Consider the following 21,185-nt stretch of genomic DNA (forward strand, 5'->3'; position numbering starts at 1 on the left):
TCTTTCTGAAATTTTTTAAAAAAGTTATCATCACTAAGATGTTTGGTTTTATTTCAGATATACACTTAGATTCTAATTCTCCAAAAAAAACACAAATGTTTTTTGATTTTTTAGATCAGGCAAAAAACAAATATTCCAAACTTTTCATTCTTGGTGATCTTTTTGAATATTGGATTGGAGACGATGACCAAAGCCAAGATAGTCTTGAAGTTATTAAGCAGCTCAAAAAACTCTCAGATTCAATAGAAGTTTTCTTTATTGCTGGAAACAGAGATTTTTTAATTGCTAAAGAATTTGAAAATAAATCGGGAATTAAAATTCTCGAAGATATGTATATTTTTTCTTCTGGCAATAAGAATATTATGATCTCCCATGGAGACTCTTTCTGTATTGATGATAAACAGTATCAGTCACTGAAAAATGAAATAAGATCTAGTCAGTGGATCAATGATTTTCTTTCTAAGCCACTTGAAGAGAGAGTTCAAATTGCTAATGAAATGAGAGCGGAGAGCGCAGAGAAAAGCAGCAATAAGCCAGAAAACATTATGGATGTTAACCAAGAATATATTTCAGAAATCGTCAAAAAAAATAATATTGATATTTTAATCCATGGTCATACTCACAGACCTTTTATTCATCACGTTGATAGCAATTCTATCAGAGCTGTTCTTGGCAGTTGGGAGGATAAAGGTTGGGTAATCGAATATGAGCAAGAATTAACTCTTAGATCTTTCCCAATATAAATATTTAATATAAAATACTGTATATATATACAGTACTTTTTATGTTTCATAATCAAAAAAATAGGGATGCTTTTTCCCATAAAAAACTAAAGCACTCTGGATTTCCCAGTCCAGCTAATGATTATGTAGAGAACCCTATCAATATTAATGATCTCTTAATAAAAAGACCAAGCTCAACATTTTTAATGAGATTCAGAGGTAACGATATGTTATTTTCTGGAATAAAAAATAATGCCATACTCATTATAGATAGGAGTCTCAAGCCTAATAGTGGAGATATAATTGTTGCTTCTGCAAATGGTGAGTTTATATGTAGAAAAATAATTATAGATACAAAAAAAATTCTTATGACAAACTGCAAGAATAATAAAATCTTAAATATAGAAAATATGCCAGATTTTGAATTCTTGGGTGTAGTGACCTCCTCTATCAACGTTTACTAATGTTTGCATTAGTTGATTGCAATAGCTTCTATGCTTCCTGTGAAAAAATTTTTAGACCTGACTTAACAAAAAAACCAGTAATTGTTTTAAGTAATAATGATGGCTGTGTTATCGCTAGATCTCCAGAAGCCAAAAAAATGGGAGTGGCAATGGGACAGCCTTGGTTTCAAGTTAAGAACCAGTACTTAAAGAGTGATGGCATAGTCTTTTCTTCAAACTATGAGCTCTATGCTGATATTTCTAATAGAGTTATGAATATTCTTGGCGAGATCTGTCCTGAGATTGATATTTACAGCATCGATGAAGCTTTTCTTGATTTAAGAACGTTTGAAAAAAATATCGACTTAGTAAATTTTGCCTTTCAGTGTAAGAACAGGATAAAGGATTGGGTAGGGATTCCAGTAAGTATAGGAATAGCCCCTACCAAAACTTTAGCAAAGATTGCGAATAGAATTGCCAAGGAAGATTCAAGATTTCAGGGGGTCGTCATACTACAAAATAAGAGAGCAATAAATCATTATTTGAAAGCCACTCCAGTAGAAAAAATTTGGGGTGTTGGAAAAAGATTAAGTTTAAAACTTAAAGATTTAGGAGTTGATAATGCCTTTAATTTGACTCAAGTAAGATCAAGGTTGATTGGCGATAGGTTTAATGTTGTTTTGGAAAGAACAGTTAGAGAATTGAAAAGCCAAAAGTGTCTAGATTCAAATAACATTATGGAGCCAAAGAAACAAATAATGGTAAGCAGAAGTTTCGGCAAATCAATTAGGGATAAAAGAGTTTTAAAAGAGGCAATAAGCTTCCATGCAAGTAGAGCTGCGGAGAAATTAAGATATGAAAATCAAAAATGCAGAATTATCACAGTATTTATAAGATCAAATCGTTATAACAAAAAAATAAGCCAAATATATGCTTCGGAATATCAACAATTAGCTCATCCTACAAATGATTCCAGAATAATAATCAAAATAGCTAATAATTTAATGGAAAAAATTTACGCGGAAGGATATTTATATTCGAAGGCTGGCATATTGCTCAGTGATTTTACTGATAGTTATGGATATCAAACTGACTTATTTAATGATAACTATGACAGCAAGGAATCAGAAATATTAATGAGTGTCATAGATTTTATAAATCTAAGAGAGATAGCAAAAATAGGTTTTGGCAATCAAGGGTATGAAAATACATGGAGAATGAAAAGAGAGATGAAATCAAGAAGATATACAACGAAAATAGAGGAAATACCTATAGCCAAATAAATTAAAGCTCTATATACCTATCGTAATGAGCTTCAGAGAAATCAAGAAACTCTTTATTAACTAGATCGCTAATTTGAGTAATTGAGTAATTCTGATAGGCACTTTTAAGTTCAAGGCCAAATTCACTAAGAATAATCTCAGTTAAAGTTTTTGTACGTAAAAGATCGATAATCCAACAAATAGGATCCAACTCTTTGTTATGACGAATTCCTTTTTCTTTAAGGCTAAGCTCAAATTTTTGTTGATCGACAATAGAGAACTTATCATTGAGAATTAAAGCTTTAAATTTTTCCAGTCTTCTATTAACGATATTTTTCTCCACATCTGAATATTTAGTCCATGAACTGACTTCATGTCTAAATCTTTTACACCCCTTGCAAATATCGTCTCCATACGTGGTAGAGCAAACTCCAATACATGGATTTCTTTTTATTAACTTCTCTTTCATTTCAAATATTACTTCACTTTCTATTAAGATAACTTAGATGTAGAATTGTGAACAAATTTTTACAAATATGCTGACCTCATATTATAAACAAAAAGCTGAAAGGGAAGAAAATGGACTCCCTCCTCTGCCTTTAAATCTCGAGGAGATTCAAGAATTAGTAAAAATTATAGAATCGAATAAAGGGGGTGAGGAATTAATTTCACTCTTAGAAAATGAAGTTTCTCCCGGAGTTGATGAAACTGCATATGTAAAAGCAGGATTCTTAAAAGATATTGCACTTGAGAAAATAAATATTTCTTTAATTACACCTGAAAGGGCTATATCAATTCTTGGAACAATGTTAGGAGGTTATTCAGTCGAGGCATTAGTTGAGATTTTAAAAGCAGAAAAGTTTGGAGATGAAGTTGCTGATGCACTCAAAAATACAATTTTAGTTTATGACTCATTCAATGATATTTTTGAAATGAGAGATAAAAACGATTCAGCTCTAAAAATAATTAATTCTTGGAGCGAAGCAGAATGGTTTACATCAAAAAAAGATCTTCCAGATGAAATTCCACTTAAAGTTTACAAAGTTGACGGTGAAACAAATACAGATGACTTTTCTCCTGCTAAGGAGGCTTGGTCAAGGCCTGATATTCCATTGCATGCAGAAGCATTTCTAAAATTTTCAGACAATATTGAAAAACCTCTTGAAGCACTTGATGAATTCAAGGCAGATGGATCGAAACTTGTTTTTGTTGGAGATGTAGTTGGAACTGGTTCTTCAAGAAAATCAGCAGTAAATTCTATGTTATGGCATATGGGTGAAGACATACCTTACGTACCTGCCAAAAAAACTGGTGGTTTCTGTTTAGGAGGGAAAATTGCACCAATTTTTTATAACACACTTCAAGATTCTGGTGCTTTTCCACTAGAGCTTGACGTTTCATCTCTTGAGCACGGACAAAAAATTGTTATTGAGCCATATAACGGATTAATTAAAGACGAGTCTGGTAAAGAGTTAATTAAATTTGAAATAAAAAATGACGTAATTTTTGATGAAGTTAAAGCTGGAGGAAGAATAAATTTAATTATAGGCAGACAGCTAACAGATAAAACAAGAGAAAAACTCAACCTCCCTCCATCAGATGTCTTTAGAAGATATGGCTCTGAAAATGAAAAAAATAGTGGCTTTACTCTAGCTCAAAAAATGGTTGGTAAAGCTTGTGGTATGCCTGGTGTTAGAGCAGGAGAATATTGTGAGCCACGAATGACTACTGTGGGATCTCAAGATACTACTGGTCCAATGACTAGAGATGAATTGAAAGAGCTTGCTTGTTTAGGATTCTCTTCAGATCTCGTAATGCAGTCATTTTGTCATACAGCAGCTTATCCAAAACCAGTTGATCTAGACACTCACAGAACACTACCAGATTTTTTTATAAACAGAGGTGGTGTCTCACTTAGGCCTGGAGATGGGATTATACATTCATGGTTAAACAGAATGCTGCTACCTGATACTGTGGGAACTGGAGGAGATAGCCATACTAGATTTCCTATAGGTATAAGTTTTCCTGCAGGTTCTGGAATGGTAGCTTTTGCTGCAACTCTTGGAGTTATGCCATTGGAAATGCCAGAAAGTGTTTTGGTTAAATTTTCTGGTGAGCTGCAACCTGGTATAACCATCAGAGATTTAGTTCATGCCATACCTTACTATGCATTAAAAAACGGCTTGCTCACTTTAGACAAAAAAACCAAAAAGAATATCTTTTCTGGTAGGTGTTTAGAAATAGAAGGTTTACCTAATTTAAAAATTGAACAGGCTTTTGAGCTTAGTGACGCATCTGCAGAAAGATCGTCCTCTGGTTGTACTGTTAAACTTGATGAAGAACCGATTATCGAATACTTAAAATCAAATATTACACTTCTGAGGTGGATGATTTCAGAGGGTTATAGTGATGCAAAAACCCTTGAAAGAAGAGCTAGAGCAATGGAAAAGTGGATTGAAAATCCTGTATTAATGTCTGCAGATAAGGGTGCGGAATATGCAGCAGTTATAGATATACCTCTTGAGGAAATTGATGAGCCATTATTATGTTGTCCAAATGATCCTGATGATGTCAAAAAACTAAGTGAAGTTGCAGGCGATAAAGTTGACGAAGGGTTTATTGGCTCATGCATGACAAATATTGGCCACTTTAGAGCTGCAGGCAAGCTTTTAGAAAGACATGGTAAAGCTAAATCAAAACTTTGGATAGTTCCTCCAACAAGAATGGATGAGCATCAATTAACTGCTGAAGGATATTATGATATTTTCAAAGATTCACAAGCTCAAGTTGAAATTCCTGGATGTTCTTTATGTATGGGAAATCAGGCAAGAGCAGCTGACGGAGCGACAATGGTTTCTACATCTACAAGAAACTTCCCAAATAGGATGGGAGATGGATGTAATGTATACCTTGCCTCTTCTGAAGTAACAGCCATTTCTTCTCTTCTTGGAAAAATACCTACTAGAGAAGAATATGTCGAATACATGCAAGAACTCAATACCATGTCGTCAGAGGTTTTCCGATACATGAATTTTAATGAAATTGAAGATTATCTAAAAAAAGTAAGAAACCTAGATATAGCCCACTTAGATATTGAAGAGATTAAATCTTAGAACCTCTTCTCTTCGCCAGAACTTCTAAATACTCTTGAGTTATATTTGTAGGATATTTACCATCAAAGATAGATTTCTCCACATCAATAATCTTGTCGCTCAGAGATGTTACAGAATCAACAAGCTCGTTTAAATCTTGATAAATTAGATGATCGCAGCCAATGAATTTTTTTATCTCCGCAATATCTCTAGTACTCGCTATTAATTCACCCCTGGCTGCCATATCAATGCCATAGACATTAGGATGTTTTACAGGAGCTGCAGCTGAGGCAACAGAAACTAACTTAGCTCCAGCGGAATAGCACATCTTAACAATTTCTTTCATAGTTGTTCCTCTCACTATTGAATCATCAACTAAAAGGATTTTTTTATCTTTAAATTCACTGTAGATTGGACTAAGTTTTCTTTTGACAGAAGTTTTTCTTAAATTTTGCTCAGGCATTATAAAGGTTCTTCCGACATACCTATTTTTTACAAAGCCGTAGGCAATTTGCTTATCAAGTGACTCGGCTACTTTTGTCCCACTGACTATTGAACTCTCAGGTATTGGCATGACAACATCAATATCATCAAGAGGAATTTCAGCTTTAATTTTTTTTGCCAATCTTTCTCCCATATTTTGTCTAGCTTCATAAACGCTAACTCCATCGATAATGGAATCTGGTCTAGCAAAATATACAAATTCGAACAAACAAGGGGTGAGTTTTGATTCGTCTTCACATTGATTTGAAAAAAGCTGTCCATCGAAAGTGATAAATACTGCCTCTCCCGGAGCAATGTCTCTTTTGATCTTGAAACCATTTGAGTGGAAGGCTGCACTCTCAGAAGCAACCATATAGTCTAAACCTCCAGATTCATTTTCTCTTGAACCAAGAATTAAAGGCCTTATTCCTAACTTATCTCTAAAGGCAAGTAGCCCATAATCAGTAATAATTGAAACAACACTTATACTCCCTTCGCATCTTTGAAAAGTATTTGAAATTGCTTCAAAGAATATCTCCGGACTTGGATCTTTTTCTTTATGTTTAGAAATTTCATGAGCGAGAATGTTAAGCAAAACTTCTGAATCTGAGTCAGTCGAAATATGTCTTAAATCGCTGTGAAATAGCTCTTTAGCTAAATCAGGAGTATTAGATAAATTTCCATTGTGAGCCAAGGAAATACCATATGGCGAATTAACATACATTGGCTGAGCATATTCTTTTGTATTGCCTCCTGCTGTGGGGTATCTAACATGACCAATCCCATAGTTTCCTTTTAATCTCTCGTAATGATTTTGATTAAAAACTTCACGCACAAGACCCTTTGATTTTCTCGAATTTAGGTGGTCACCATTACATATCGTGATCCCCGCTGCATCTTGTCCTCTGTGCTGAAGCATTATCAGGGCATCGTAGAGCTCAGTAAAACAATCTTTATCCTGAACAACTCCAACAATTCCACACATTAGCTAAGAAGATAAATATAAATATTTTCCACGTAAGACAACATCACATTAATAACAAACGAATTTGCAAATAAAGATATATCGTATAGGTTTGGAAATAAAGTTAAAACTAAATAAATTAATAATAAATATCTAAACAAAGCTATTAAGCATCCAATTGAAAGATTAGCAATGCCACTTAGTTTTGGAATGTAAAAGGAAATGAAAAAATTAATAAAAGGTAAACCAGCTGTGGCAAATATCGCAATAAAGACGTTGTAAATCGCATCTGCATAATCAAATCCCTGCTCTAAAAAATAATCATGTACTGCCTTCATATTATTTAAAACGACATATGAATATAAAAAAAGAATAGAAATGTAGACCAATTCTCGCAATGATCCATTTTTTCTCACTCTAAAAAATAACAGAATAACTCCTGTTAAAAGCAAAATATCTAATACACTAAAGCTCAAATCTACCATTCTTCAATTATTAAATTATCTAAAGCTGTATTGCTATTTAAATACTCTAGAACAATTTCAAGTCTAGATTTATCAACATAAGGTCCAACAATCACAAATTCATTATTTATTAAAGTTTGGAAACCCTCATTAAATAGCTGTTCTCGAAAAGTTTCTTCACTTATTGCTATATCTTTTATGTTAATTTTTATCACCCAACTTACTGGTGTTCCATCAAAATTGAGTTTTATATCCTCTAGTGAAGATTTTATATCATTTTTGTTAAATTCATTTCTTAGACTATCTAAATCTCTTTCTTTTTGAAAAATTTCTTGCTCGTAATCACTTACTTTTATGCGGCTCTCCTCAGAATTTAAAAAATCAGTTACGCTGTAAATTAAATAGAGTGTATAGATAATTGTTAGGAAGATGAGCAAACCTAATAAATTTTTGAATAAATCTCTCAAGTCTGGCCCAAAATTTTAAATATTTTTGATAAAAATTCTCTCAAATTTTTTCTGTCTATAATTTTATCGATAAATCCCTTTTCTAATAACTTTTCTGCAGTTTGAAAATCTTTAGGCAAGTCCTCTTTGACTGTATCTTTTATTACCCTTTTGCCAGCAAAACCTATTCGAGCTTTTGGCTCAGAAATTACTAAGTCACCAAGCATTGCCAAACTCGCAGAAACTCCTCCATAGCAAGGGTCTACCAAAATAGAAATAAAAGGAATTTTTGAATTTTTAAGTCGTTTGACTGCTGCTGAAGTTTTTCCCATTTGAAATAAGGAAATCATAGATTCTTGCATTCTTGCACCTCCGCTAGTTGAAAAACAAACTAATGGAATTTTTTTCTTAAGGCTAAGATCAACAATATCAGCAAAACGTTTTCCGACGACTGCTCCCATTGAGCCTCCTAAAAAATCAAATTCAAATATTGCTGTCGTTACCTGAATACCGTTTATTTCTCCAATTCCTATTGAAAGAGCCTCATCACAGTTTGATTTTTTTGATGCCTCTTGAAATCTATCTTTATATTTCTTTGTATCTCTAAAATTTAGAAAATCTCTGAACTTTTCCTCTTCATTTAAACTTTGATAGCTATCTTTATCAAAAGTAATTTCAATTCTTTGTTGGGTATTTATTTTTAGATGATATGAGCACTTAGAGCAAACAAAAGAATTTTTCTTTAATTCAGGAATATATAAAATAGAGCCGCAATTATCACACGATTGCCACAAGCCCTCTGGAACTTTACTATCTTTTTCACTCCCAAAAGTCTGAGATATGTTTTTTTTAATGTTGGGTATGAAATCTTTAATCCAATTCATTTACAAAAACCTTATTCACCTTATAGTCCAAATTATTATACTCTGGACCAACAAAATATAACCCCTTTGCTTCAATAGTTCTACCAGCTAGTTTTCTATCCCTTTTTTTTATAATGTTTTCAAAGTCTTCTGGGGTAATTTCGTTTTTCCCTACTTTTATAAGTGTGCCAACAATAATTCTTATCATATTTAATAAAAAAGCATTAGCAGTTACTTCAAAAATCAGATAATGTCCCTTTCTAGTTACATTAGCTTTATAAATTCGTCTAATTACTGATTTTGATTGACAGCCTGAAGCCCTAAATGAAGAAAAATCTTGCTCTCCTAATAATTTTTTTGCAGCTTTATTCATTTGCTTCTCATTCAATCTTGATCTGATCCATAGAAAGTTATCGAACTCTATACCTAAAGGAACTTCAGAATTTTTTATTATGTAAATGTATGTTCTTTTTTTGGCATCAAAACGTGCATGAAAATCATCGCTTGTTTTGCCTATATTTACCAAAGATATGTCATTTGGAAGATATCTGTTTGTTCCAGATATCCAAGATTTTTTTTCTCTTTTTGATTTTGAATCAAAATGAACTATTTGATTTGTAGCATGAACTCCAGCATCTGTTCTTCCTGCACACACTACGCTTATCTTTTCGTTTGCAACTTTGCTCAAAGCAAATTCAATCTTTTGTTGAATTGTTTGTTTTGAGTTTTTTTGTTTTTGAAAACCCTTATAATTAGTTCCTTTGTACTCAACCTGAGCAAAATAACGATTCATGATTACAGGTTTTTATTAAGATCTTTAATTAATTTTTTTTCTACAGCTGATAAGTTGAATTTTTTAAGTTGATTTATTGTTGTTCTAGCATTTTTTTTCTCGCCCATCTCTATGTAGGCAACAGCAAGATCAATTTTTTGCTTTACCTCATCGGCACTGATTTCATTGCTTTTCCTTTTTATCGATTTTTTCTTGTGTTTAATTTTCTTGGCCTCTTTTATAGACTTTTCCTTAATCTGAGGCTTTAGAGTATGTAATATTTTTTGTGGTTTTTTATTTGGCTTTTCTAGTGCTAAAAAAATGAAGAAAATTACCAAAACAATAAGAATGAAAATAGTATCAGCATCAAAGTTTGAAAAATTAAGATTTTCTAGAAAATTAATTTTTGTTTCACTGCCACTTTTAAAAACCTTTTCGCCAAAATCTTGGAGAATCTTATAATCTATTTGATAAAGATAATTCATTTAAAGATAATTAGGTTTTACGCTCCACATCAAAACATTGTGCTTTATCAATTAATATTTGGTCAATAATCGTAAGTGCTCCCATTGCTTCAAGTATTGGAACTGCTCTTAGACCTACACAAGGGTCATGTCTTCCCTTCACTTCAAGATCTACTTTTTGATTATCTATATTTGTAGTTGTAGTTTTTTGAGAAATGCTTGATGTTGGCTTAAGTGAGGTAAATATGTTTATATCGTCTCCATTTGAAATGCCTCCTAAGATACCTCCTGAATTATTAGTTTCAAAGCCATCTACTGAAATGATATCTCTATTTTCTGAACCTCTCATTGTGACACTATCCACACCTGTTCCAATTTCAATTGCTTTGACAGCATTTACACTCATTAATGATTTAGCTAACTCAGCATCAAGTTTTGAAAATACCGGAGAACCGACACCGGGCTGGAGTCCACTAATATTCACTATAATCTTTGCACCAATTGAATCTTGATCCTTGATAAGTTCTTTAAAAAAGTTTTCGAGAGCTTTAACCTTTGATTTATCAACAAAGTTAAAGTCATTTTTACTTACGTCACTAAAGTTGAATGAATTAGCCACTATATCGCCAATTTGCATCACTCCTGCTCTAACTATTACTCCCTTTTTTTCTAAAACTTTCTTCGCAATAGCTCCTCCAGCTACCCGCATAACTGTTTCTCTTGCACTAGCTCTACCACCTCCTCTAAAATCTCTTATTCCATACTTTTGTTGATAAGTAAAATCTGCGTGGCCTGGCCTGAATTTGTCTTTGATATTTTCGTAATCTTTAGACTTCTGATCAGTATTTCTGACTATCAAACCTATAGGAGTACCTGTCGTCTTGCCTTCAAATACTCCTGAGAGTATTTCAACTTTGTCTGATTCTTTTCTTTGAGTAACATATTTTGATTGTCCTGGCTTTCTTCTATCTAGTTCTTTCTGAATATCTAACTCATTTATCTCAATATTTGGAGGACAACCATCTATTACACCTCCCAAAGCAATACCATGACTTTCACCAAATGTGGTCAATTTAAAAATTTTACCAAACGTATTTCCAGACATATTATTTGTATATTTTGTCTAAGATATTGGAAATATCAATATCATCTAAATTATTGCTTTCATAAACTTTCATTAAATATTCAGTATCTATGCCAAATTTTTCCATCGCAATCTTAAATTTTTCCTTAAGGAAAGGTTTTGATTCTTCTCTTCTTTGTTTGTGCCCTAATGGATACTTAACTTCTTCATGAAAGACAATTCCATTTTTAAGTTTAACGGAAACTTTATTTCCAATAGCTCTATCATTTAAATCATAGTAGCTTTTGGTGTAATTTTTATCCTCTTTGGTGACAGTGCAATTTCTGACAGATTCAATTTGAGGATCTTTTGAGGACGCATCACTGTATGAATCTGAATTTAAGCTTCCATTAATTAAACACCACGCAACTATATATTCGATACAATGATCTCTGTCCGCATAATTTTTCAAAGGTCCCTTTTTCGAAATAATTCTTACTCCTGGCTCTTGAGTCAGAATCTCAACCTGCTCAATGTCTTCTATCTTAAATTTATTTGATTTTTTTAGGTTTATAGCAGCTTCAGCAGCAGTTTGAGCGTGAAACTCTGCAGGAAAGTTAACTTTATAAAGAATATTGTCCATTACATATGAGTCCAATTCTCTTTGTAGCTTTAGAGAATCTTTCTTCATAATCACATCATTAAAGCCCCAAGTTTTAGCTGATAAGGCTGACGGATATATTTCTTCACTTACTTCTGAAATAAAGGCCTGCTTTATCCCTCTAGCAGATGCATCGCCTGCAGCCCAACTCTTTCTAGTGCCTGTATTTGGAAAATGACGATAAGTTCTGAGGCTTTGCCCATCAATGAAAGAGTTGCTAATAGTTGAATTCATTTTCTGCTGACCTTGCCCAAGCATTTTTGAAGCAATTGCTGCAGAGGCAACCTTCACAAATGCAACATGATCTACTCCAACTTCATTTAAGCTATTTTCGATTGCCAAACATCCTTGCACTTCATGGGCAATTACCATTAGATTTAACAAATCTTTGAATGAAAAATTTTTATTTCTTTCAACTTTTAAATAATCATACATTGATAAAATAGCTGCAAGATTATCTGAAGGATGACCCCATTCTTTTGCTAGCCAAGTGTCATTGAAATCTAGCCATCTTATTAATGCACCATTTAAAAATGCAGCTTCAACAGGATTTGATTTGATGTCAGTACCAATAACTCTTGAAGAACCTGTAGAATTTTTTATGTATTCAATTGAACAAAATTTTTGAACTTGATCATATTTCAAGGCAAGAAATGAGCAGGCAAGACTATCAAAAAAGCAGTTTTTCGCCTCTAGTAGGCTGTTTTCTTTTGCCTCAAAAGATTGAACATAATCAGTAATCTTTTCAATTATAGGATCGAAATTTGGCATTACCTTGATTTAATATCAATCCATTCTCTATCTTCAGGACCAATATAATCTGCACTAGGTCTTATGATTCTATTGTTGCCTCTTTGTTCAAACGCATGTGCAGACCAACCTACTATTCTTGCAATTGCAAAAAGTGGAGTAAAAAGTTTGGTTGGTATTCCAATGTAGTGGTATGCGGGAGCATGAAAAAAATCTGTATTTGGAAACAGTTTCTTTAGTTCCCACATATAGGTTTCCATTTCCTCAGCAATATCATGAAGCAATTTATCTGCATGATCTTGACTCAATTTCTGGGAAAAATCTTTTATGATGTCGCTTCTTGGATCTCTAACAGAATAGACAGCATGACCAAATCCCATTATCTTTTCTTTGTTTTCAAGCTTTTGGTCAACATAATTTTTCACACTCTCAACAGATTGCACTTCTTGAAGCATAACCATCGCCTCTTCGTTAGCACCACCGTGAAGTGGCCCTCTCAAACTGCCAACTGCAGCTGTAAGACAGGAGTGCAAATCAGATAAAGTTGACGCACAAACCCTGCCAGTGAATGTTGATGCATTAAATTCATGCTCGGCATATAAAGTAAGCGATACATCTAAAGTTTTTTGATGAAGTGCAGGTATTTCCTCTTGTCTCAATAACTTTAGAAAATGACCTGCTAGGGACTTTTCACCTGTTTCTTGATCTATCTTTTTATTTTTGTGGGAAAACTTATACCAATAAACTATTGCTGAAGTAGTTACACCTAAAAGTCTTTTAGCTATGTGAAGCTGATCTTCGAAAGATTCTTCAGGTTCAATAACTCCCATGTAAGAAATGATAGTTCTAATAACCTCCATTGGGTGTGCTGATGAAGGAATTGATTCAAGTACACTCACCAAAGAAGCTGGCATTGTTCTGAGTTCAAAAAGCTCATTTTCAAAATTATGAAGCTGACTTGAATTAGGTAATTGCCCAAGAAGTAGCAGGTATGCGACTTCTTCAAAAGAAGCATTTTTTGCTAAATCCTCGATGCTGTATCCAAGATATCTGAGTGAGCCCTCTTGCTCAACAGTTGACAAAGAAGTCTGCCCTGCTGATTGGCCTCTTAGACCCGCTCCCTCTAATTTTTTTGTCATTTTATTTCGTAAAAATTTATTCCTCTTTTGATAATGTCTCGATTATTAGATTTTCTCCATCTATTAGTGTCTCTAAGACTGTAAACACATCCGCAGTATTCTTGCTTATAAAATTTTTCTTTTTTTGAAATTTCTAGCATTCTAGACGAGCCACCTTGCTTTCTCCAATCAAAATCCCAAAAAGCTAAATCATTATAACGGTTTGCAGCTTTTAAACCAGAATTATTAATTTGATTTAAATCTTTCCATCTTGATATTCCAAGAGTTGTAGCAAATACATCATACTTATTCTCATATGCATACAGTGCTGTTCTCTCAAAACGCATATCAAAACAAACCGTGCATCTTTCTCCTCGTTCTGGTTCGTTCTCAAAACCCTTGACTCTATCAAACCAATTATCTTTATCATAATCAGCATCAATAAAATCAAAACCAAGCTTTTTAGCAAAGCGAATATTCTCATCCTTTCTAATTTCATATTCCTCTTTAGGATGTATGTTTGGATTATAGAAAAAAATTGAGGTATCAATATCAGATGCTGCAACTGCTTCCATTATTTCGCCTGCACAAGGCGCACAACAACTATGCAATAACAGCTTCTTTCTACCATGAGGCATTTGAAGTATAGGTCGAGAATAGTTTTCTAGGCTATATTTATTCATTTTAAAAGATGATTTTGTAAATCTTTATAATTATCGAAAGAAATTATATCAGGTCGTGATTTTTTTATTTCATCTGGTGCAAAAATAAATGCTCCTTTAGCCTCATCAATCATTTGAATATCATTATATGAGTCTCCAATACAAAAACATTCAAAATTCATCTTTGAAAAACCTTGTATAACAGACTTTTTTGGGTTGTCCTGCCTTTTTTCATATCCAGAGATGTAATCATCCTCAATTTCAAGATGGTGGCACAAAATTGGATAGTTTCCGAGTTTTTCTACTACTGGAAGACCCAATTCATAGAATGTATCTGAAACGATTACAACCTGATATTTGTTTTTTAATGCACTCAAAAATTTTTTTGCGCCCTCAAATGGCTCAATGGATGCTAAAAATTTTTTAATTTCTGAAAATTTTATTTCATTTGTCTTAAGAGTTTCCATTCTTTGTCTCATCAAATCCTCAAAATTTGGAATATCTCTTGTAGTTAGATTAAGTTCGGGAATATTTAAATGCTCACCAAGCTCTTGCCAAATTTCTGGAGCTAATGTTCCTTCGAGATCTGTGCAAAGTATTTTCATTTCAATGGATGCTAAAAATTTTTTAATTTCTGAAAATTTTATTTCATTTGTCTTAAGAGTTTCCATTCTTTGTCTCATCAAATCCTCAAAATTTGGAATATCTCTTGTAGTTAGATTAAGTTCGGGAATATTTAAATGCTCACCAAGCTCTTGCCAAATTTCTGGAGCTAATGTTCCTTCGAGATCTGTGCAAAGTATTTTCATTTAGGATTATTTATCCCGTATGGTACATGACCAGTTGAAACATGACTAGTTGCTTCAATGCAATTTTCAGTAAGGTCATCAAAAAATATATCTGCTGAAAATCCTTCTAAAAATTTACCTTTAGGCAATCCTCCCAAAAAAAATGTTTCATCAATTCTAATATTCTCTTTTCTTAGTGTATTTATAACTCTTTTATGCGCAGGCGCAGCCCTAGCAGTTACTAAAGCTATTCTAATTGGACAATTTTTTACAGAAAATTTTGATTGGATTATATTCAATTTTTTTAAAAACCCGTTAAATGGTCCTGGATTCATCAGTTTTTTTGATCTCCCTTCTTCCTTTAAATATTTTTTTAACCCCTTTTGTTTGTATGTTCTTTCAGCTTCATCAGAGAATATCACGGCGTCTGCATCGAAACCAATTCTTAACTCATTGCTAGTTGATGGTTTATAGTTGTCGGTAAAGATATGAGCAGCGGCAATATTATTTTCTACAGCAACTTTCACATCATTCACATCAGCAGATAAGAATAAATCTATATCTAATGCATCTACATATGGAAATGGGCTTTCTCCTCCAGAAAAAACTGCTCTTGTTATATCAAGATTATTTTTTTCAATTGAATTAAAAATCCTTAAACCTGTATCTGAACTATTACGAGAAAGCAAAATTACCTCTACTATCTTTTTTTTAGGTTTATTCATTCTTAGAAGCTTTTCGACCAAAGCAAAGGCAACACCTTTTTTTAGTGCATTATCCTCATTCTTTCTTTGGTATTTAGCATATTCTTCGATTCCTTTTTCTTTAAAAATCTTATGGCTATCTTTTAAATCAAAGAGAGCTCTTGAACTGATACCAATTTTCAAAATAGACATAAATTTGTTAAATAAAAATTAACTGTATATAATTACAGTATATGTTAAACCTTACTGAACAACAGTTCAAAATTTTCGATGTAATTAAAGGACATGTCAATGATTACGGCTATCCGCCAACAAGAGCAGAAATAGCAAAAATAATGGGTTTTAAATCGGTTAATGCTGCAGAATCACATATAAAGGCTCTTGTTAAGAAAGGTGTTTTATTAAAGGTTCCTGATTCATCAAGAGGGCTTAAATTAGTCGAAGAATATTCAGGCATTCCAATTGTGGGTAGAGTGGCGGCAGGTTCACCTATATCTGCAGTTGAAAATATTGAAAAATATATTCCTACAAATCCAATTTCGTCTCCAGTGGATTTTTTCTTGAGAGTTAAAGGCGACAGCATGAAAGATATTGGAATTATTGAAAACGATCTTGTAGGTGTAAAAAAAGCATCAACCGCAGAAAATGGCTCGGTTGTTGTTGCTAGGCTAGAGGATGAAGTTACGCTTAAAAGATTTGTACAAGAAAATGGCAAAATTAAACTTGTAGCTGAAAATAAAAATTATGATGACATTCTTATTGATCAGAATTCAGGTTTTTATCTAGAGGGAATAGCTGTAGGAGTTGTTAGAGAAGACGTCTTCTAAATTTTAGTGCAAAACTCTGTCCTGAGTCTCTTGCTTAAAAATATTTTCAAATAAGTCTTCATCCAGATTATCTAAGTTGATGTCGGCATTTAAACTCTCAATTCCAGATTTAATCATCTCTTTTGCTACATCAAACTCCATACCGTTAAGGAGTTTTTTTACCTCTTCTGAAAATTCGATTTTTACTAGAGGTGAGTTTTTGTTATCAGATCTCCTTAGAACAATTACACCTTCAGATACTTCGACTAATTCTAAATATTTAGACATATTTTAATAGTATGCTCTTTTAGAAATATTTAAAGTCTTTTTGCTAATCTCTTGGTTTTTGTTCCCAACTTGTTCCATTAAAGAAATAGAAATACTTTTTTTTCTTCCCTTTGAGTTCTGCTGATAAAAGGTGATCTCCGCTTTTTTTATTAAATCTAACGACCAGATCATCTCCATCATCATCGATTTCTGGTGCCTTAGCAAAGTGACTATATTTCTCTGGCAGTTTGTCTGTTACTGGTTTTAATTCATTAACTGTAATTGCTCTTGTTTCACGATTTTTTGGAAATTGTGAAGCTGCAAGAAATAAACCTTTTAAGCTGTCGCGAAGTAAATAAAAATCATCGCACTTTTCGCATCGCAAACTCTCAAGTTTTATTGGATCCATGAATACAGGTTTAAGTTCGCCATTTTTCATTAATTGACGAGTAGCAGTACAAGAATCACTTTGACAAGCAAAGTATTTGCCAAATCTTCCAAGCTTTAATTCCATTTTGTTATCACATTTATGGCAGTCGATAAATTCTTCGTCTTCATTTTTTGGTTTAATAAATTCGCCTTCAACTAATTTAGTGCCGCTACATATTGGAGAATTTGAACAAATCTCTAACTTTCTATTATTGTCAATTATGTAACCATCCATTGCCGAATTGCAGACGTCACACTTAGTTTTCTTAAATATACTTTCAGCTTCTTTATCGTCACTATCAGAAAAAAGATCTTCATCAAGGAGCGATAAAGTTTTCTTGCACTGCTCTTCTCCCTCTAAAACAAATGCTTCACACCCAAGAAACTGACCACTTTGATTAGTTCTAAGCTGCATTTTTTTATTATTTCCACAATCGCAAACCACCTGTGTATCAATAGGTTTATTTCTTTCCATGAGGTCTTCGGCTTGTTCTTTTGCTTGCTCAAATTCTTCTGAAAATTTTTCAAGCAAATTTCTCCAAACCAAGTTCCCTGATGCTATTTCGTCTAAATTTCTTTCCATATCGGCAGTAAATCCATAGTCCATAATTTGTGAAAATCCTTTGTTTAATCGATCTGAAATTAAATTTGCAATTTTTGTAGCAAATAGTCTCTTACTTACACTTTTAACATAGCCCCTATCTTGAATATTTGTAATAATTTCTTGATAAGTGGAAGGTCTTCCTATACCTCTCTTTTCAAGCTCCTTTACGAGGCTAGCTTCGGAATATCTAGATGGAGGTTTAGTAAAATGTTGTGACTTTTCAACCTCATCTATTTTCTTTGAAAGACCAATGCTTAAAGAGGATAAATCGTAATCGACATATGATGATTTTGGAGGAGGCATTACTTTATAAAAGCCATCAAATGTAACCGAACTAAGAGAAGTTTCAAAAACTAAATCATCACATTTAGCCTTGATAGCGTTGGTTTCTATCTCTGGTTGAGGCATCTGAGAAGCAGCAAAACGCTGCCAAATTAACTTATACAATTTAACGTGATCAGCGCTCATTGTAATTTGGTCTGCCTCTAAATTAATATCTGTTGGTCTTATTGCTTCATGAGCTTCTTGGGAATTAGAGGTTTTAGCAGAAAAGTTTCTAGGCTCTGAGTAAGTGTCGCCAAATTTTTCTAAAAGATATTGTTTGCAATTGTTTTGCGAGAGAATGCTTAGATTTGGAGAGTCTGTTCTCATATATGAAATGTAACCAGCAGCATATAAATCTTGTGACAACTTCATAGTCTTTGAGAGGCTGAAACCTAACATGGAACTTGAAGTTTGTTGAAGTGTCGAAGTAATAAAGGGCGGCTTTACAGGAATTTTACGTTTAGTTTTATCATTGTCAGTAATTTCAATTTCATTATTAAGTAATTTTTCAGATATTTGTTTTGCTTCATCAATATTCGAAAGTTTTAGGTCTGATTTCTTTACATTTAATTTAAAAGTAATGTTTCTTTCTTCATGTTTTACTTTTACTTCAATTTCCCAATATTCTTCTGGAGAAAAGGCTTTAATTTCCCTCTCCTTTTCAACTACAAGCTTCACTGCAACAGATTGAACTCTCCCAGCAGAAAGCTTTCCATAACTTCCAATTTTTTTCCAAAGAAAACTGGATAGGTCATATCCTACGATTCTATCTAAAATTCTTCTTGTCTTTTGTGCGTCAATAAGACCTTCATTTAAATCTGTTGGATCTTCAAAAGCTTTTTTGATTGCAGACTTTGTAATTTCATTAAATCTAACTCTTTTATAATTGTGGTTCTTGCCAAGAATTTCTTTTAAGTGCCATGCAATTGCTTCTCCCTCTCTATCCAAGTCAGTAGCCAAAAACACTTCATCTATTCCTTTAGCAGATTTTTTTAAATCTTGAACGACTTTTGTTTTCTTTGGATCAATTTCGTATGAAACAGACCAGTCTTTTGGATCAATAGCTTTTTTTCCGCTTGTTAATCTTCGAACATGGCCAACGCTGGATTTAACCAAATATTCAGAGCCAAGGTATTTTCCTATTGTTTTTGCTTTTGAAGGTGATTCAACAATTACTAAAGATTTATTTGCCATTATTTAAAATTCTTTTAACGATATTAGGGCCTTCATAGATAAGTCCAGTGTAAAGTTGAACTAAATCTGCGCCCAGTTCAATTTTTTCGTTATAAGAATCTACATCAAAAACACCACCAACTGCAACAATAATTTTTTTTGGTTCAATTTTGCTCTTAACTAACTTAAGTAATTCATTAGATTTATTTTTTAATGGTTTGCCAGATATACCTCCTGGCTTTTGTGATACTCCTAAGGCGGATTTTAATTGGTTATCATCGGATGTATTTGAAGCAATTACTCCATCAATATCCATTGAATTTACCAAATTAATTACTGCTTCTGTTTTAGATATTTTTTCATCTGGAGATAGTTTTAAAAATATTTTTCCTGAGTAATTTATGTTTTCTTTTTCTATTAAAATGCATTCAATAATTTCTTTTAAATTTTCAATGTTATGTAAATCTCTTAGATCTGGTGTATTTGGAGAAGAAATATTTAATACTATGTAATCTACATAATCTGCGAGCTCATTGAAACAATAAGAGTAATCTTCTTTTCTTTTGTTTGATTCAGTATTCTTATTCGGACCAATATTTGCACCAATAACAATATCTTTCCTTTTTAATGCTTGAAGTTTCTTTTTAACATAGGTTGCACCTTCATTATTAAAACCCAAGCTGTTTAAAAGAGATTCTTCTTTTTCGATTCTAAATAATCTTGGTTTTTTATTTCCAAATTGTTTTTTTGGAGTAACTGTTCCAATCTCAATAAAGCCAAATCCCAAATTAGACATTTCTTCTATAAGCTCGCCATTTTTATCAAGGCCTGCAGCTAGGCCTAGTCTATTCCTTACCTCTAATCCTTTAATATTCTTTTTTGGTTCGTTGCTTCTTTCTTTGTAAGCCCAAGAAAAGAGTTTTAGATAAATATGGGAAATTTTTTGCGCAAATTCTGGTGGAAATAAAAATATTATTTTTCTAAGATTCTTATAAATTTTTCTTACCTTTTAAATATTCACTAAATTCATCTTTCAGAGTGTTATCTTTAAGACCAAATTCTAAATTAGCTTTTAAGTATCCAATCTTACTTCCACAGTCGAATCTTTTACCATCAAATTCATAACCTACAAAATTCTCTATGTCTTTTTGGATAGCATCAGTTATTTGAATTTCATTATTTTTTCCTGGATTTTCGTTGTCAATGAATTTAAAAATTGAGTCTTTAAAAATGTATCTTCCAACTACCGCTAAATTTGAAGGAGCATCATTATAGTTTGGTTTTTCAACAATATCGCTTAAAAAATTGACTTTTTCTTCGCTTTTCTCGACTGCAACTACTCCAAATTTGGAAATATCCTCACCATCAATTTTTTCTAGACCAATTACCTGTTTATCGTACTTTTCATTAACACTTATCATTTGTTGCATCACGTTTTCCCCTTCAACCATCATTAAATCATCTGCAAGAATTACCGCAAAATGCTCTCCCTTTTGAATGATGTGTTGTGCGCATCCAATTGCATGCCCCAAGCCTTTTGGTTCATCTTGTCTTATATACGTAAATTTTGTTTCTGTACCACCTATTTTTTCAATAGATTTAGCTAGTTCTAACTTTTTATCGTTGATTAATTTTTCATGCAACTCTTTATTTTGGTCGAAATGATCTTCTATAGCTCTTTTAGCATGATGTGTTATAAATATGAATTCTCTTATTCCGGCTTCATAAGCTTCCTCAACTGCATATTGAACAATTGGTTTATCGACTATTGGAAGCATTTCTTTTGGTGTGGCTTTGGTGGCTGGCAAAAATCTTGTCCCAAACCCCGCTACTGGAAAAACTGCTTTTTTAACACTCATTA

Annotated in this window: 22 protein-coding genes; 5 read left to right on the top strand and 17 right to left on the bottom strand. The window is 32.8% G+C overall.

The window, feature by feature from the left end:
* Nucleotides 1-38: 38 nt before the first annotated feature.
* From M9B42_04010 to umuC, 3 genes are read left to right on the top strand one after another with little or no spacing between them, the layout of a single operon-like run.
* The gene (locus M9B42_04010) at nucleotides 39-743 is read left to right on the top strand and encodes a UDP-2,3-diacylglucosamine diphosphatase (GenBank protein ID URQ63941.1); all 705 of its coding nucleotides are present in this window, start codon (nucleotides 39-41) and stop codon (nucleotides 741-743) included.
* Nucleotides 744-784: 41 nt separating this feature from the next.
* Nucleotides 785-1,186 carry a DNA polymerase V subunit UmuD gene (locus M9B42_04015; protein URQ63942.1) on the top strand — a complete coding sequence of 134 codons (402 nt, stop codon included), beginning with the start codon at nucleotides 785-787 and terminating at the stop codon, nucleotides 1,184-1,186.
* Entirely contained in the window at nucleotides 1,186-2,448 is a 1,263-nt protein-coding gene (gene umuC / locus M9B42_04020) for a translesion error-prone DNA polymerase V subunit UmuC (GenBank protein URQ63943.1), read from the top strand. The genes M9B42_04015 and umuC overlap by 1 nt, the downstream gene beginning before the upstream one ends.
* A 1-nt stretch (nucleotide 2,449) precedes the next feature.
* Here umuC and M9B42_04025 read toward each other — a convergent pair whose 3' ends face one another.
* Entirely contained in the window at nucleotides 2,450-2,896 is a 447-nt protein-coding gene (locus M9B42_04025; GenBank protein ID URQ63944.1) for a DUF1289 domain-containing protein, read from the bottom strand.
* A gap of 67 nt (nucleotides 2,897-2,963) precedes the next feature.
* On the opposite strand from M9B42_04025, the gene M9B42_04030 reads away from it, so the two are divergent.
* Nucleotides 2,964-5,540 (top strand): bifunctional aconitate hydratase 2/2-methylisocitrate dehydratase, encoded by a 2,577-nt coding sequence (locus tag M9B42_04030; GenBank protein ID URQ63945.1) that lies wholly within the window; start codon nucleotides 2,964-2,966, stop codon nucleotides 5,538-5,540.
* On the opposite strand, the gene purF is transcribed toward M9B42_04030, so the two are convergent.
* From purF to M9B42_04090, 12 genes are read right to left on the bottom strand one after another with little or no spacing between them, the layout of a single operon-like run.
* Complete coding sequence (gene purF, locus M9B42_04035) at nucleotides 5,530-6,987, bottom strand: amidophosphoribosyltransferase (protein URQ63946.1); 1,458 nt, start codon at nucleotides 6,985-6,987, stop codon at nucleotides 5,530-5,532. The genes M9B42_04030 and purF overlap by 11 nt on opposite strands.
* Nucleotides 6,987-7,451: a hypothetical protein gene (locus M9B42_04040; protein ID URQ63947.1), complete on the bottom strand. Its 465-nt coding sequence runs from the start codon at nucleotides 7,449-7,451 to the stop codon at nucleotides 6,987-6,989. Before M9B42_04040 ends, purF begins: the two co-directional genes overlap by 1 nt.
* Entirely contained in the window at nucleotides 7,445-7,897 is a 453-nt protein-coding gene (locus M9B42_04045) for a hypothetical protein (protein URQ63948.1), read from the bottom strand. Before M9B42_04045 ends, M9B42_04040 begins: the two co-directional genes overlap by 7 nt.
* Nucleotides 7,894-8,760 carry an acetyl-CoA carboxylase, carboxyltransferase subunit beta gene (accD, locus tag M9B42_04050; protein ID URQ63949.1) on the bottom strand — a complete coding sequence of 289 codons (867 nt, stop codon included), beginning with the start codon at nucleotides 8,758-8,760 and terminating at the stop codon, nucleotides 7,894-7,896. The genes M9B42_04045 and accD overlap by 4 nt, the downstream gene beginning before the upstream one ends.
* Nucleotides 8,747-9,532, bottom strand: a complete 786-nt coding sequence (gene truA, locus M9B42_04055) for a tRNA pseudouridine(38-40) synthase TruA (GenBank protein URQ63950.1) — start codon at nucleotides 9,530-9,532, stop codon at nucleotides 8,747-8,749. The genes accD and truA overlap by 14 nt, the downstream gene beginning before the upstream one ends.
* A 2-nt stretch (nucleotides 9,533-9,534) precedes the next feature.
* Nucleotides 9,535-9,996 carry a hypothetical protein gene (locus M9B42_04060; protein URQ63951.1) on the bottom strand — a complete coding sequence of 154 codons (462 nt, stop codon included), beginning with the start codon at nucleotides 9,994-9,996 and terminating at the stop codon, nucleotides 9,535-9,537.
* A 10-nt stretch (nucleotides 9,997-10,006) separates the two neighbouring features.
* Entirely contained in the window at nucleotides 10,007-11,080 is a 1,074-nt protein-coding gene (aroC, locus tag M9B42_04065) for a chorismate synthase (GenBank protein URQ63952.1), read from the bottom strand.
* A gap of 1 nt (nucleotide 11,081) precedes the next feature.
* A complete protein-coding gene (gene prpD / locus M9B42_04070) occupies nucleotides 11,082-12,470 on the bottom strand; it encodes a 2-methylcitrate dehydratase (protein URQ63953.1) in 1,389 nt (462 codons plus the stop codon).
* Nucleotides 12,470-13,588, bottom strand: a complete 1,119-nt coding sequence (locus tag M9B42_04075) for a 2-methylcitrate synthase (GenBank protein ID URQ63954.1) — start codon at nucleotides 13,586-13,588, stop codon at nucleotides 12,470-12,472. Before M9B42_04075 ends, prpD begins: the two co-directional genes overlap by 1 nt.
* On the bottom strand, nucleotides 13,585-14,250 hold the full coding sequence (locus tag M9B42_04080) for an epoxyqueuosine reductase QueH (protein ID URQ63955.1): 666 nt from the start codon (nucleotides 14,248-14,250) through the stop codon (nucleotides 13,585-13,587). The genes M9B42_04075 and M9B42_04080 overlap by 4 nt, the downstream gene beginning before the upstream one ends.
* A complete protein-coding gene (gene thrH, locus M9B42_04085; protein ID URQ63956.1) occupies nucleotides 14,247-15,038 on the bottom strand; it encodes a bifunctional phosphoserine phosphatase/homoserine phosphotransferase ThrH in 792 nt (263 codons plus the stop codon). Before thrH ends, M9B42_04080 begins: the two co-directional genes overlap by 4 nt.
* Entirely contained in the window at nucleotides 15,035-15,913 is an 879-nt protein-coding gene (locus M9B42_04090) for a 5'-nucleotidase (GenBank protein URQ63957.1), read from the bottom strand. The genes thrH and M9B42_04090 overlap by 4 nt, the downstream gene beginning before the upstream one ends.
* A 41-nt stretch (nucleotides 15,914-15,954) precedes the next feature.
* Here M9B42_04090 and lexA point away from each other — a divergent pair, with 41 nt between their 5' ends.
* Entirely contained in the window at nucleotides 15,955-16,548 is a 594-nt protein-coding gene (gene lexA, locus M9B42_04095; GenBank protein ID URQ63958.1) for a transcriptional repressor LexA, read from the top strand.
* A 3-nt stretch (nucleotides 16,549-16,551) separates the two neighbouring features.
* On the opposite strand, the gene M9B42_04100 is transcribed toward lexA, so the two are convergent.
* The 4 genes from M9B42_04100 to galU are packed head-to-tail and all read right to left on the bottom strand — an operon-like array spanning nucleotide 16,552 to nucleotide 21,183.
* Nucleotides 16,552-16,815 (bottom strand): hypothetical protein, encoded by a 264-nt coding sequence (locus tag M9B42_04100; GenBank protein URQ63959.1) that lies wholly within the window; start codon nucleotides 16,813-16,815, stop codon nucleotides 16,552-16,554.
* A 43-nt stretch (nucleotides 16,816-16,858) separates the two neighbouring features.
* On the bottom strand, nucleotides 16,859-19,345 hold the full coding sequence (gene topA, locus M9B42_04105; protein ID URQ63960.1) for a type I DNA topoisomerase: 2,487 nt from the start codon (nucleotides 19,343-19,345) through the stop codon (nucleotides 16,859-16,861).
* The gene (locus tag M9B42_04110; protein URQ64793.1) at nucleotides 19,335-20,264 is read right to left on the bottom strand and encodes a quinone-dependent dihydroorotate dehydrogenase; all 930 of its coding nucleotides are present in this window, start codon (nucleotides 20,262-20,264) and stop codon (nucleotides 19,335-19,337) included. Before M9B42_04110 ends, topA begins: the two co-directional genes overlap by 11 nt.
* 49 nt (nucleotides 20,265-20,313) lie before the next feature.
* Nucleotides 20,314-21,183: a UTP--glucose-1-phosphate uridylyltransferase GalU gene (gene galU, locus M9B42_04115; GenBank protein URQ63961.1), complete on the bottom strand. Its 870-nt coding sequence runs from the start codon at nucleotides 21,181-21,183 to the stop codon at nucleotides 20,314-20,316.
* Nucleotides 21,184-21,185: the final 2 nt, after the last annotated feature.

It is taken from the genome of SAR86 cluster bacterium (assembly GCA_023703535.1).
Lineage (GTDB): Bacteria > Pseudomonadota > Gammaproteobacteria > Magnimaribacterales > TMED112 > TMED112.

What these genes read in the sequence shown, in the direction of transcription:
- truA (URQ63950.1), bottom strand. Translation starts at nt 9,532, where the DNA reads ATGAATCGTTATTTTGCTCAGGTTGAGTACAAAGGAACTAATTATAAG.
- M9B42_04100 (URQ63959.1), bottom strand. Translation starts at nt 16,815, where the DNA reads ATGTCTAAATATTTAGAATTAGTCGAAGTATCTGAAGGTGTAATTGTT.
- thrH (URQ63956.1), bottom strand. Translation starts at nt 15,038, where the DNA reads ATGAAAATACTTTGCACAGATCTCGAAGGAACATTAGCTCCAGAAATT.
- M9B42_04075 (URQ63954.1), bottom strand. Translation starts at nt 13,588, where the DNA reads ATGACAAAAAAATTAGAGGGAGCGGGTCTAAGAGGCCAATCAGCAGGG.
- M9B42_04010 (URQ63941.1), top strand. Translation starts at nt 39, where the DNA reads ATGTTTGGTTTTATTTCAGATATACACTTAGATTCTAATTCTCCAAAA.
- accD (URQ63949.1), bottom strand. Translation starts at nt 8,760, where the DNA reads ATGAATTGGATTAAAGATTTCATACCCAACATTAAAAAAAACATATCT.
- M9B42_04015 (URQ63942.1), top strand. Translation starts at nt 785, where the DNA reads ATGTTTCATAATCAAAAAAATAGGGATGCTTTTTCCCATAAAAAACTA.
- topA (URQ63960.1), bottom strand. Translation starts at nt 19,345, where the DNA reads ATGGCAAATAAATCTTTAGTAATTGTTGAATCACCTTCAAAAGCAAAA.
- galU (URQ63961.1), bottom strand. Translation starts at nt 21,183, where the DNA reads ATGAGTGTTAAAAAAGCAGTTTTTCCAGTAGCGGGGTTTGGGACAAGA.
- M9B42_04030 (URQ63945.1), top strand. Translation starts at nt 2,964, where the DNA reads ATGCTGACCTCATATTATAAACAAAAAGCTGAAAGGGAAGAAAATGGA.
- lexA (URQ63958.1), top strand. Translation starts at nt 15,955, where the DNA reads ATGTTAAACCTTACTGAACAACAGTTCAAAATTTTCGATGTAATTAAA.
- aroC (URQ63952.1), bottom strand. Translation starts at nt 11,080, where the DNA reads ATGTCTGGAAATACGTTTGGTAAAATTTTTAAATTGACCACATTTGGT.
- umuC (URQ63943.1), top strand. Translation starts at nt 1,186, where the DNA reads ATGTTTGCATTAGTTGATTGCAATAGCTTCTATGCTTCCTGTGAAAAA.
- purF (URQ63946.1), bottom strand. Translation starts at nt 6,987, where the DNA reads ATGTGTGGAATTGTTGGAGTTGTTCAGGATAAAGATTGTTTTACTGAG.
- M9B42_04040 (URQ63947.1), bottom strand. Translation starts at nt 7,451, where the DNA reads ATGGTAGATTTGAGCTTTAGTGTATTAGATATTTTGCTTTTAACAGGA.
- M9B42_04090 (URQ63957.1), bottom strand. Translation starts at nt 15,913, where the DNA reads ATGTCTATTTTGAAAATTGGTATCAGTTCAAGAGCTCTCTTTGATTTA.
- M9B42_04025 (URQ63944.1), bottom strand. Translation starts at nt 2,896, where the DNA reads ATGAAAGAGAAGTTAATAAAAAGAAATCCATGTATTGGAGTTTGCTCT.
- M9B42_04080 (URQ63955.1), bottom strand. Translation starts at nt 14,250, where the DNA reads ATGAATAAATATAGCCTAGAAAACTATTCTCGACCTATACTTCAAATG.
- prpD (URQ63953.1), bottom strand. Translation starts at nt 12,470, where the DNA reads ATGCCAAATTTCGATCCTATAATTGAAAAGATTACTGATTATGTTCAA.
- M9B42_04060 (URQ63951.1), bottom strand. Translation starts at nt 9,996, where the DNA reads ATGAATTATCTTTATCAAATAGATTATAAGATTCTCCAAGATTTTGGC.